This is a genomic window from Alteromonas sp. H02, assembly GCF_059682525.1.
Window position 1 is genome coordinate 5,185,623 of sequence record NZ_CM185021.1, and the last position, 12,654, is coordinate 5,198,276.

10 protein-coding genes are annotated in these 12,654 nt (G+C 52.2%); 6 read left to right on the forward strand and 4 right to left on the reverse strand.

Annotated features, from left to right (window positions below; all coding sequences use genetic code 11):
• Window positions 1–39: 39 nt before the first annotated feature.
• The 5 genes from AC566Q_RS23935 (at window position 40) to AC566Q_RS23955 (ending at window position 7,024) form a co-directional block, all read left to right on the forward strand.
• The gene (locus AC566Q_RS23935; RefSeq protein ID WP_499611990.1) at window positions 40–813 is read left to right on the forward strand and encodes a SapC family protein; all 774 of its coding nucleotides are present in this window, start codon (window positions 40–42) and stop codon (window positions 811–813) included.
• A complete protein-coding gene (locus AC566Q_RS23940) occupies window positions 806–1,840 on the forward strand; it encodes a cupin-like domain-containing protein (protein WP_499611991.1) in 1,035 nt (344 codons plus the stop codon). The genes AC566Q_RS23935 and AC566Q_RS23940 overlap by 8 nt, the downstream gene beginning before the upstream one ends.
• 6 nt (window positions 1,841–1,846) lie before the next feature.
• The gene (locus AC566Q_RS23945; protein WP_499611992.1) at window positions 1,847–3,346 is read left to right on the forward strand and encodes a tryptophan halogenase family protein; all 1,500 of its coding nucleotides are present in this window, start codon (window positions 1,847–1,849) and stop codon (window positions 3,344–3,346) included.
• Between the two features lie 49 nt (window positions 3,347–3,395).
• Window positions 3,396–4,391 carry an aldo/keto reductase gene (locus AC566Q_RS23950; protein WP_499611994.1) on the forward strand — a complete coding sequence of 332 codons (996 nt, stop codon included), beginning with the start codon at window positions 3,396–3,398 and terminating at the stop codon, window positions 4,389–4,391.
• Between the two features lie 164 nt (window positions 4,392–4,555).
• Complete coding sequence (locus AC566Q_RS23955) at window positions 4,556–7,024, forward strand: glycoside hydrolase family 9 protein (protein WP_499611995.1); 2,469 nt, start codon at window positions 4,556–4,558, stop codon at window positions 7,022–7,024.
• Between the two features lie 45 nt (window positions 7,025–7,069).
• Here the strand turns inward: AC566Q_RS23955 and AC566Q_RS23960 are convergent, their stop codons facing one another.
• The 4 genes from AC566Q_RS23960 to AC566Q_RS23975 all read right to left on the reverse strand — a co-directional run bounded on the left by AC566Q_RS23960 (window position 7,070) and on the right by AC566Q_RS23975 (window position 11,225).
• On the reverse strand, window positions 7,070–8,062 hold the full coding sequence (locus AC566Q_RS23960) for an aldo/keto reductase (RefSeq protein WP_499611997.1): 993 nt from the start codon (window positions 8,060–8,062) through the stop codon (window positions 7,070–7,072).
• Window positions 8,063–8,100: 38 nt separating this feature from the next.
• A complete protein-coding gene (locus AC566Q_RS23965) occupies window positions 8,101–9,045 on the reverse strand; it encodes a Gfo/Idh/MocA family oxidoreductase (protein ID WP_499611998.1) in 945 nt (314 codons plus the stop codon).
• A 38-nt stretch (window positions 9,046–9,083) separates the two neighbouring features.
• Entirely contained in the window at window positions 9,084–9,977 is an 894-nt protein-coding gene (locus AC566Q_RS23970) for an amidohydrolase family protein (protein ID WP_499612000.1), read from the reverse strand.
• Window positions 9,978–10,337: 360 nt separating this feature from the next.
• Window positions 10,338–11,225 carry a helix-turn-helix domain-containing protein gene (locus tag AC566Q_RS23975; protein WP_499612001.1) on the reverse strand — a complete coding sequence of 296 codons (888 nt, stop codon included), beginning with the start codon at window positions 11,223–11,225 and terminating at the stop codon, window positions 10,338–10,340.
• A gap of 160 nt (window positions 11,226–11,385) precedes the next feature.
• Between AC566Q_RS23975 and pobA the strand changes: the two genes are divergently transcribed.
• The gene (pobA, locus tag AC566Q_RS23980) at window positions 11,386–12,594 is read left to right on the forward strand and encodes a 4-hydroxybenzoate 3-monooxygenase (RefSeq protein WP_499612003.1); all 1,209 of its coding nucleotides are present in this window, start codon (window positions 11,386–11,388) and stop codon (window positions 12,592–12,594) included.
• The last annotated feature ends 60 nt before the right edge of the window (window positions 12,595–12,654 follow it).

Sequence of the window (12,654 nt, forward strand, 5' to 3'; positions counted from 1 at the left end):
CCACTTCGGTGGCCTTCTTACGTTTAAAAAAGGTAAGCAATGAACAATAACAAGTACACCCTGCTTGATAATGTGACGCACAAAGATCTGCGTGTCATTCCCCACTACAGCGCCGACTTCGGCGACGATGTGGCTTCCGTTCCGGTGTTTGCCACTGAGCTGGCCAACGTTATTAAACACTATCCGGTGCTGTTTTATTCCACCGACAAAACCGCCAGCGATTTTACCATGGTGGCCTTACTCGGGCTGGAAGCTGGCGAAAACCTGTTTCTCAACGAAACACTCCCGGAAAGCTACCAGGCCCTGCGTCAACAGTCTGGCTGGGCGGCAGACTATGTGCCGGCCACGGTCGCCCGCGGCCCTTTTGCCATTGGCCTGCATGAAAATGGTAATCAGGTGATGGTCCATGTAGATGCCAATCACCCCAAACTGTCCACCGAGCAGGGCAAACCGCTGTTTTTACCCAAGGGGGGTAACTCCGACTACTTAAACCGCATCAGTTCTATACTGGCGGTGATCCATAATGGCGTACAGGTTACCAGTGACATGGTGAGTATGTGGCACGCTATGGGGTTACTGGAGCCTATGACCGTAGATATTGAGCTGGTTGATGGCAGCAAACACACTCTCGGCGGCCATTTTGCGGTCAGCGAGGAGAAAGTCGCAGCCCTGTCAGCCACCGATTTACACACCCTGCATCAGCACAATTATCTGCAGGGGCTGTATCTGGCGATGACATCACTGAATAACCTCCAGACCCTCATTGACCTGAAAAACATCCGCAAACACGAGGAACTGCAGGCCTATGCCTGATAGTCTGCCGACCATCAGCACCCCAGTTGAGGAAATAGCCGCAGGGAGTGCACCAGCCGCAGAGGCGCTGGCAGAGGCTGCCCGGCCGGTAGTGCTGCGCGGCATTGCCAAAGACTGGGCGCTTACCCGCCAGTCAGCATCAGGCCCCGAAAGTAGCGCCGCCTATCTGAAGCCATTTTATAATGGCAGGCCATCAATGATTTACCGGGCCCCTGCCAGCATTAACGGTCGCTATTTTTATACCGACGATGCCAGCTCGCTGAATTACCAAAGTGTCCACGGCCAGGTCGATGCTTTTCTGGACGAACTGGCAAGCGAGCCCCAGGATGAATCGCTCTACATGGCCTCAGCTCCGTTGGATAAGTTTTTCCCGGGCCTGAAAGAAGCCGTTCGGTTTAGCGACACTCCGCAATTGAATCCGGATGCAAAGTACGATCCACTGGTAAGTATCTGGGTAGGCAACCAATCACTGGCATCCTGCCACTTCGACAATATGGAAAACATTGCCTGCTGTGTGGCTGGCCGGCGCAGAATTATCGTCTTTCCGCCTCAGCAAATAGCCAATCTGTATCCGGGTCCGGTAGAACGCACGCCGGGCGGCCAGGTTATCAGCATGGTGGATTTTCATCAGCCCGACTTTGCTCGTTACCCGCGTTTTGCTGAAGCCCTTAAGCACGCGCAAATCGCCGAACTGGCGCCGGGTGACGGAATTTTCATTCCCAGTATGTGGTGGCACCAGGTAGAAGGCCTCAGCAACTTTAATGTACTGGTGAATTACTGGTGGTCGCAGTCGTCACCTCTGACGGGTTCCGGTATGCCTGCGCTGTTTCATGCCATGCTGGCCATTCGCGACAGGCCCGAGCGTGAAAAAGCGGCTTTTAAGGCGTTGTTCGACTATTACGTGTTTGGCGATCCCCGTCTACCCCACGAGCATTTACCATCAGCAGGTAAAGGCGTACTGGACAGCATAGACGACATTACCGCCCGGCGTTTACGTGCCCTCATTATGAATCAATTAAATAAGTAGCAGCTCATGACAACACCACCCAAACAAATAGTAATAGCCGGCGGCGGCACCGCAGGTTGGATAGCCGCAGCAGCGCTGGCCCGTAAAATGGGGCCACTGGTTAATATCAGACTGGTGGAATCCAGCACCATTGGCACCATTGGTGTGGGAGAAGCGACAATCCCTCCCTTACGTACCTTCCATAAGCTGCTGCAAATAGACGAGCAAGCCTTTATGCGTGCCACCGCTGCGACCTTTAAGCTCGGCATCCGGTTTGAAAACTGGGGGCGCATTGGTGAGCAGTATATTCACTCGTTTGGTATGACCGGCCAGCAAAGCTGGCTGGCAGAATTTGTGCATTTTTATCTGAGCGCCAAAGCCCGCGGCTTAGAAGGCGACTATGGTGACTATTGCTTTGAGCTCGAAGCCGCTCGTCAGCACAAGTTTGCGACCTCAGCGCAAAGTAATATTCAGTATGCCTATCACCTGGATGCCGGCAATTACGTAGCGTTTTTAAAGCGCTTTTGCAACAACCTCGGCGTTAACCATTGCGAAGGGGTTATCAGCCAGGTTCTGCAACATGAGAATGGTGATATTAAAGCGCTCAGACTGGACAGTGGCGAGCTGATTGAAGGTGACTTTTTTATCGATTGCACCGGCTTTAAAGGGCTGCTGATTGAGGAAACACTGCACACCGGTTATGAAGACTGGTCGCACTGGTTACTCTGTGACAGCGCCTGTGCCGTACAAACTACCAGCACCGCTCCGGCCGCGCCCTTTACCCGCTCCGCCGCGCATCATGCTGGTTGGCAGTGGGAAATTCCGCTGCAGCACCGAACCGGCAATGGCAATGTTTACAGCAGCGCGTTTATGGACGACAACGAAGCCAGCGAACAACTTATGCAGAACGTTCAGGGCGAGGCGATTACCACGCCCAGAACCCTGCGCTTTAAAACCGGCCGCCGTAACAAGGCCTGGCATCGCAACTGCCTGGCTCTGGGGCTCGCCAGTGGCTTTGTGGAGCCGCTCGAGTCCACCAGCATTCATTTAGTGATAATGGGGATCACGCGGTTTATGCAGTTGTTTCCTCACGGCGGTAATGATCAGGCGCTGGCAGACGAATACAACCAGCAAACCCAACTGGAGCTGGAACGCATACGCGACTTTATTATTCTGCATTATCACGTGACAGACCGCGACGACAGCCCGTTTTGGGAGCATTGTAAAAACATGACTGTCCCAGACTCTCTGCAAACGCGCATTGCCTTATTTAAAGAGCAGGCACATGCCTTTCAGAAGCAGAACGAACTGTTCCGGGTAGACTCCTGGGCGCAGGTAATGCTGGGCCAGGGCGTAACGCCGGATTATCACCATCCTGCCGCCGCCATGCTGTCTGATGCACAGCTTAATCAGTCGATGCAGCAGCAACGCCAGCAGGTGCTTCAGGCCGTCGCTCAGTTGCCCGCTCATGACGATTTTATACGCCGCTACTGCGCCACGCCACAAGAGGCTACGGCTCTTTCGTGAATGATACCGTATAAACCCTATATTTACCGAAGTACCATGAGGAGATTCAATGTCTGTTAAATCGATCCCATTACGTCCACTGGGCGCCTCCAACCTTGATATCAGTGAAGTTGGCCTGGGCTGTTGGCAGTTGGGTGGCGACTTCGGCCCCATTGACGAGCCCACCGCCAAAGCCATACTCGAGCAAGCCGTTGCCGACGGCATTACGTTTTTCGATACCGCCGATGTCTATGGCGCCGGGCAGAGTGAAAGCTATGTGGGCGAAGTACTGGCGGAAATTGCACCCGATGCGGTTATCGCCACCAAATATGGCCGCGGCGAAGGCACCTACCCGGATGGCTATTCCCTGCAGGACCTGCGCGATTCAGTAAAACGCGCCCAGGACAGATTACAGCGGGACAGCCTGGACTTACTGCAACTGCACTGTATTCCAGAGCAAGTACTCAGCGAAGGCGCTATCTTTGACTGGCTGCGTGAAGTGCAGCAAGAAGGCCACATTAAACACTTTGGCGCCAGTGTGGAAACCCTGCGCGAAGCGCATATTTGTTTGCAGCACGTCGACCTCACCTCACTGCAAATCATCTTTAACCTGATGCGCCAGCGCCCGGTCACAGAACTGCTGGATCAGGCCGCTGCGCAACAGGTGGGCATTATCGTACGCCTGCCGCTGGCCAGCGGCATGTTAACCGGTAAGTTTGATCAGCACACCCGGTTTGCCGACAGCGATCACCGCAACTTTAATAAAGACGGCGAAGCCTTTAGCGTTGGCGAAACCTTCAGCGGTATCGAGTTCAATAAAGGCCTGGCACTGGTTAAACAGTTGGAAGACTTTAAACCGGCATCCCTCAACATGGCCCAGTTTGCCATGCGCTGGATCCTCGACCATCCGGCCGTGTCGGCCATTATTCCCGGCGCCAGCTCTGCCAGACAGGTATCGCAAAATATCGCCATCGCCGGATTACCGCCGCTCGATGAAGAGTTGCATAACGCCCTGTATGACTTCTATGTAAAAGACATAGAGCCACTAATTCGCTGCGAGGTTTAACTCTCTTTTTGCAGTCAGTGGCATGCTCTCCCATGGCTGTCTCTGACTCGCTTTTTTCTTCCTCTTTCAAATGATGAAATCACAATAGCAATAACCGATACCGTAATTTTAATTGACCGCCAGATTGATAACCTTTTGTTTACAATTAAAAACGGAGAGACTGCGTGCTAAAACCACTTCTTGCTTTCGCCATTGCCGGCGCCTTTGCCACTGCCTCAACAATCACCCTTGCGGCTACCCCTAAGCTTAATGATAAGGAGTATTTCAGCCAGCCGAGCCTGGATGTGGTAGTGTTCAGTAACTGGTACAACGGGTTATTTGGAGACTCAAAAATAAGTGGTGTTGAGCTGATTCATTTTGGTGAGCGCACCGCAACCAATGGTGATGTGCGGCTCAGTGCAACGCCTGAACAGTGGGATCCCATTCCTACATTTGTGGAGCGCAAAGTCGATGAGGCGTTGGGTACCATTAGTGCCACCCTGGCATATCCGGAGTTTGGCTTTACCTACACCATTACCGCCAGGCCCATAAACAACGGCGTTGAAATTACTCTGACATCACCCAACCCGTTACCGCCCACCCTGGAAGGCAAAGCCGGGTTTAATATGGAATTTTTACCGGCCACCTATATGGAAACCAGCTTTCTGGCAGATGGCAAGCCCGGCAGCTTCCCGCTCTACCCCACTGGCGTAAAAGAAATTATCGGCGAGCATGAACCAGAGCCGTTGGCTACTGGCCAACATCTGGTACTCGCACCGGAAAGCCCGCAGAAAAGAGTGTCCATCGTGTCAGAATCGCAACCTTTGGCGCTTTATGACGGGCGGGCTAAAGCCCAGAACGGCTGGTATGTCGTGCGCGGTCTGCTGCCTGCCGGTAAAAGCGGTACACTGGCTAAGTGGCAGCTTACAGCCAGTACTGATGACAGCTGGTTACGTGCGCCGGTTATTGGCCATTCACAGGTAGGCTATCTGCCGCAACAAACCAAGCGGGCAGTCATCGAACTGGATGCCAGAGCCTCACTTTACGGCGAGGCCGAGTTATTACGGGTTAATCCCGACGGCACCACGACCACCGTTAAAAAGCAACTGCCTGACAAGCACGACAACTACACCCGCTATCAGTATGCAGTGTTTGACTTCAGCGATGTCACCACCAGCGGTGTGTACCAGTTGCGCTATGGCGAAACCACCACCGCGCCATTTTCAATCGATGCCTCGGTGCTGGATAGCGCCTGGCACCCTACCCTCGACCACTATTTTCCGGTACAGATGGATCACATGCTGATCAACGAAGCATACCGGGTGTGGCATGGTGCTTCCCACCTGGATGATGCCTTGCAGGCACCAGTTAATCACACTCACTTTGATTTATATGCTCAGGGCCCCACTACCGATACGCCTTACGAGCCGGGGGAGCATATTCCCGGGCTAAATGTGGGCGGCTGGTATGATGCCGGCGATTACGATATCCGCACGCAAACCCAGTATCACACCATAACCGCGCTGGTGCAGACCTGGGAAGAGTTTGGCCTGACCCGCGATACCACGCTGGTGGATTACGAACGCAAATATGTGGACATTCACGTGCCGGATGGTAAGCCCGATCTGTTACAGCAAATAGAGCACGGCAGTCTGGCGTTGCTGGCGCAATATAAAGCCGTAGGCCACGCTATTCCCGGCATCATCGCGCCGGATTTAAGCCAGTATACCCACCTCGGCGACGGCCTCACTATGACCGACAATCTTATTTACGATCCGGCTATGAGCGATACCGAGTCAGACGGCATTCACAGCGGCGTTTTTGACGACCGCTGGGCATTTACCAGCAAATCCACGCCGCTCAACTACGGCTCTATGGCGGCACTGGCGGCAGCGAGTCGGGCCCTGGCCGACTACAATCCGGCCCTGGCTGCGGAATGCCGCGATACCGCTATAGCCGCATGGCAGGAGGAAGCTGGCCACGCACCGGATATGTTTAAGGTGGGTAATACCACCGGCGGTGGTCTGGAAGAAGAAAAACTCAAAGCCGCGGTAGAGTTGCTTATTAGCACCGGCGACCAGCATTACCAACGCGCCGTAAAAGACTTACTGCCCTATATCGAAGCGGAATTCAGCCGTGCTGCGGTGGTTGCCATTCGCGCCTTACCGCACATGGACAAATCCTACGCCGCGCGTATTCGCCGGGCAGCACAGAAATATAAACCGGCCCTTGCAGCCGCCACCAGCAAAAACCCGTTCGGTGTTACCATTACCGAGTATGGCTGGGCGGGCAATGCTACCATTTTGCAGATGGCCATTACCCAGTACTATCTGCACACCGCCTTTCCTGACTTATTCGATGCGCAGTTAATTTTCCGTTCTTTGGATTACCTGTATGGCACCCACCCGGACTCCGACATTTCCTTTGTATCTAATGTCGGTACGGTGTCGAAAAAAGTGGCTTATGGTATGAACCGGGCAGATTACTCTTTTATCAGTGGTGCCATCGTGCCTGGGGTATTAATTCTGAAGCCGGACTTGCCGGAAAATAAAGAAAACTGGCCCTTCCTGTGGGGCGAGAATGAGTATGTGATCAACGTGGGCGGGCTTTATTTGTTTACCGTTAATGCTGCTCTGGCACTGGCAGAGCACTAGCGGGTAAAGCATAGCAGTTCACCCGAGCGGTGAACTGCTGCGTTATTACTGGTCCGTAAAATCCTCAGTATCAATGTCGGCCTGAGCGCCGGCGGGATAACGGGCCCCTTTTACCGTATCACGATTAATCAGTGCGTCTGCCTGCGCGAGCAAGTCGGCCGGCAGGGTCAGGCCGCTGGCCTGTAAATCTTCCACAAGATGTGCTTCGCTGCTGGTGCCTGGCAGGGCATGAATATGCTCGCCTTGCGCCAGTACCCAGGCTAACGCCAACTGTGCCGGCGTGATATCTGCTGAACGGGCCAGTGCTGCGAAGTCGGCAAACAACTGCTGGTTAGCCGCCCAGTTATCGCCCTGGAATCTGGGCATCCCTTTACGGATATCGCCGTCGCCCATGCTGGCCGGATCGACGCCACCAGCAAGATAACCACGCGCCAGCGGACTAAAGGCCACAAAATCTACGCCTAGTTCTTTACACGCATCGAGCACTGCGATTTCGGCATTGCGGGTCCACAGGGAGTACTCGGTTTGCAGTGCCGCAATAGGATATTCGCCATGGGCTTTTCTCAGCGTTTCAGCCGACACTTCCGATAACCCTACCGCTCCGATTTTACCGGCTTTCACCATGTCACCCAACGTCCCCACGCTTTCCTCTACCGGCACATTCGGATCAATACGGTGTAGGTAATACAGGTCAATATAGTCGGTTTTCAGACTGGTTAGCGCGGTATCCAAAGTGGCCTTTAGGGTAGCCGGATGGCCATCAATGGTGCGTTTGCCGTTAACGCCGGTCATGCCGCATTTACTGGCCAGAAAGATATCCTTGCGAAACGGTTTAATCGCCTCGCCAACCATCTTTTCGTTACTGCCAAAGCCGTATAATGCAGCTGTATCAAAATGGGTGACACCCGCTTCAAAGGCTTTGGTCAGCAGGCTGGTCGCCGTGGCCTGATCAACCTTTTTAGCATAGGCATGGTTGAGGTTCATACACCCCAGGCCAATTTCTGATACCAGGCTGCCAGCCAGTTTGCGTTGTAACATAGCGCTAATCCCTTTGGTTTACTGAGTACAGATATTAATTACTGAGCGTTTAACTGCTGCTCAAGCTCATACAGTACACGATAACAGTCAAAGACCTTGGCAACACTGCTATTCGGCTCACGCCCTTCGTTAATAGCCGCGACAAACTCCCGGTCCTGCAGCTCAATGCCGTTCATCGACACATCGACCTGAGACACATCAATGGCAGTTTCCTTACCGTCAACCAGATCATCATAACGGGCAATATAAGTGCCGTTATCGCAGATGTAGCGGAAGAACGTACCCAGCGGGCCATCATTATTGAATGACAGTGATAATGTACAAATCGCACCATTTTCGGCCAGCAGTTGAACAGACATGTCCATGGCAATGCCCAGCTCCGGGTGAATCGGCCCCTGGATAGCATTCGCCTTAACGACTTTGCTGCCCGCTTGGTAAGCAAACAAATCTACTGTGTGGGCGGCATGGTGCCACAGCAGGTGATCGGTCCATGAACGCGGCTCGCCTTTAGCATTAATGTTTTGGCGGCGGAAGAAGTAAGTCTGCACATCCATTTGCTGAATATTAAGCTCACCGGCGGTGATTTTATTGTGCACATACTGATGCGAAGGATTAAAACGACGGGTATGACCGACCATGCACACCTTGCCGGTTTCTTGCTGCACTTTGAGCACTTCCTGGGCGTCTTCCCAACTGTCTGCCAGCGGAATTTCTACCTGCACGTGCTTGCCTGCTTTCATACAGGCGATCGCCTGAGCCGCGTGCATTTGCGTAGGCGTACATAGGATCACGGCGTCGGCATCCGACTCCAGTGCATCTTCAAGGGTAGTGTAAACGTTAGGGATGGCATATTCGTCTGCCACTTTTTGCGTCTTGGCCGCATCGCGGCCCACCAGGCCGACAACCTCGGCATTGTCAATATTCTTCAGACCATCAAGGTGTTTGATACCAAAGGCACCAGGGCCCACTACGATTACTTTCATCTTATCTCCCGTGTTCTTTTTCGCCTGCCAGTGCAGGGTTAATCCGCCCAGTACAGGCGCATAGGGTTATCGATCAATAATTTGCGTTGCAATGATTCGGTGGTGGCAATCTTTGGGATCATGTCCACCAGATGACCATCATCGGGCATGTGTGATTTCATATTTGGGTGCGGCCAGTCTGTCCCCCACAGCACGCGGTCAGGGAAACGCTCGACCACGGTTCTGGCAAAGGGGATCACATCCTGGTAACTGCCGGCCGGCCCAACGTGTGAGATACGCTCCGGACAACTGACCTTGCTCCAGAAGTTTTCGTTCTCCTCCAACAGTTTGAGAAACAGCGCAAACTCCGGGCCGTCAACGGGCTTGGTTACATCAGGACGTCCCATGTGATCAACCACTACCGTTGTTGGCAATGCGGTAAAAAAGTCATATAGCTCAGGAAGCTCTTGTGCTTCAAAGTAAATCACAATGTGCCAGCCAAAAGGCTTTATTTTGTCGGCAATAGTGGCAAGGGAATCAAATGGCAACGCATCAACCAGGCGTTTCACAAAGTTAAACCGTACTCCCCGAACCCCTGCTTCATGCAGGGTTTGCAGTTCTTCACGAGTGATATCCGCTGTCACCGTTGCTACGCCACGAGCCAGGCCATTGGAATGATTCAGCGCATCCACCAGGGCACGATTGTCCGCACCGTGGCAGGTTGCCTGCACAATAACGTTACGGCTGAAACCAAGGTAATCCCGTAATGCCCACAGCTGATCTTTTGAGGCATCACATGGGGTGTATTTACGTTGTGGCGCAAAGGGAAACTGATCACCGGGGCCAAACACATGACAATGCGCATCCACCGCGCCTTCTGGTACGTTGTAAGCGGGTACCGATGGTGACTGATGCCAGTGCAACCAGTCAGCATCCACAACAAATTGGCTCATGGCCTGCTCCTGAGTATGGGTTGCCCACTTATGCCTGTTGGGTAGCAACCTGTTGATTTAGCAAACGCTCAGCTCTTTCAGACCACCGCATGACGAAAAAGTACAATCAATAGATTAAAATCTACAATTGCACTGTTACCGGTGTAACGCTGAGAACGTTTATTATTTGTCCCACAGTATGCGCCACCTAAAGTAACCTTGCAGTTTAGAAAACTGCAAAACGCCATTAATTTTTCCTATATTGCATATTTTACATTCACGCATTAAAAAACAAAAAAGCAAATAAAAATCCTTATATTACAAACAATTAGATGTATAAATGGGTTGCATTACAACATTGTAAGGCAATTAATCTTATCATTATTTACGCTTTTGCTGGCGAAATTCACCGGCCGTAGTGCCTTCCATTTGTTTAAAGAAGCGGCAAAAGTAGCCGGTGTCTTTAAACCCCAGTGTCAGGGCAATTTCTTCAAGGGTCTGCCGAGTGTAAATCAACCGCCGCCTGGCCTCACTGATAAGACGCTGATGCACCAGACGTTTTGGTGTTTGCAAGAGCTGCTGGCGACAGATACGGCTTAAGGTAGACACTGAAACAAACAATTTTTCGGCGTAGTCATCAATGGTCAGGTGATCCTGATAGTGCTTATCGATGAGCTCGCGAAAGCCCAACAGAATACGATTTTCGCGGCCAGAGGGCCCGCTTTGCACTGAGTCGAGCTGGCGCTGCCGGGCAATGGTGATAAACAACAATTTTAACAGCAGCATAATGGTGGTAGTGGCGCCGGGATCGCTGATGTGCATTTCATCAGCCAGCATCATCAGGCAACTAAAGTAACGCTCTGCCTGACGGGCATTGCGAAATTCAATGGTCTGTGGCAGCCACACCAGCTGATTAAATGCACTGATGTCCTCGCCCATTTCCATATTAGTGATCACATCAGCATTAATCGATAGCACAAACCCTTTAGTGTTCAGCGCAAAATGAAAACCATGTACTACCCCGGGCGGTAACGTGACCACCCAGTTACCCGACAGGTTGTGTACCTGATCATCCAGTTGCACCTGCCACTCGCTATCGAAAGCACAGACGATCTGCGCCAGGTTAGCATGCCGGTGCGGTTTTATTTCCCAACCTAAGTCGGCACTGCGCGACTGAATATCCTCCAGATGCACAAAATCCGGCTGCATGCGCATAAAAGACTCGCCGTAGAGATCATAAAACGGGATCTGGTTTTGCGTTGTCGTCAAATCGGTTCTCCAGGTGCACGCACCGCTGCCATTAACCATGACAAAAAATTAACATGTGATTAAAAAGTACAACAATTTAACGCATAAGTGAATAACAATTGTGGCTAACGTCTTCCATTATTGAATTATCAAAATTGATTGTTTCACCGGGAGTCATCGCATGAACATAAAAACAAAGGTTGCCATTATTGGCTCAGGCCCATCAGGTTTACTGCTCGGGCAATTGCTGCATAAAGCAGGTATCGACAACATTATTGTCGATCGGGTGAGCCCGGAGTATATCCTTGGCCGTATTCGCGCCGGGATCCTTGAGCAAGGGTTAGTCGATTTAGTTCGCGAAGCGGGTGTTAACCAGCGTATGGATGAAGAAGGCCATGCGAATGACGGCTTTGATATTGCCTATTACGGCAAGCGTTATCGCATTGATCTCAACAAGCTTACCGAAGGCAGTACGGTAATGTGTTACGGCCAGACTGAAATCACCCGCGATCTGATGGAAGCGCGTGAAGCAGCCAGCCTCACCAGCTTTTACGAAAGTCAGGATGTGCAACTGCAGAATGTTGACAGTGACTCGCCGCAGGTCACGCTGTTTAAAGACGGTGAAAACATCACCATTGATTGTGATTATATTGCCGGTTGTGACGGCTTCCATGGAATTTCACGGCAGACCATTCCGAAGGAGAAGCGCACGGAGCACGAGCGGGTGTATCCCTTCGGCTGGCTGGGTTTGCTGGCCGATGTGCCTCCGGTGAGTGATGAGCTGATTTATTGTAAAACCGAGCGCGGCTTTGCGTTGGCGAGCATGCGTTCTTCTACCCGCTCCCGTTATTACCTGCAGGTTCCGCTTACCGACAAAGTGGAAAACTGGTCAGATGATGCGTTCTGGGACGAACTTAAAAAGCGCCTTCCTGAAGACAGCGCCAATAACCTGATCACCGGGCCGAGTATTGAAAAGTCGATTGCACCGCTGCGCAGCTTTGTGTGTGAACCCATGCAATGGGGTAACCTGTTCCTGGTTGGCGATGCCGCGCATATCGTACCGCCGACCGGTGCTAAGGGACTAAACCTGGCCGCTTCCGACGTTTCAACCTTGTATAAACTGCTACAAAAGCGCTATGAGCAAGGTGATTTCGCTGCGCCGCAACGGTATTCTGAAATCGCCCTGCGCCGGGTGTGGCACGGTGAACGCTTCTCCTGGTGGATGAGCAACATGCTGCATGATTTTGATCAGGGTGAAGTGAATGGCATGGACAAAGGCACCTTCGACCGCTTTATGCAGTCTGAACTGGACTTTTACCTCAGTCACGAAGAAGGACAGAAAGTAATAGCCCGCCAGTATGTGGGTATGCCTTACGAAGCCGTTGAATAACTCCAGTGATTGCGCGGTCTGAAGGCCGCGCTTACTTAGTATTAATAATATCTATACTTC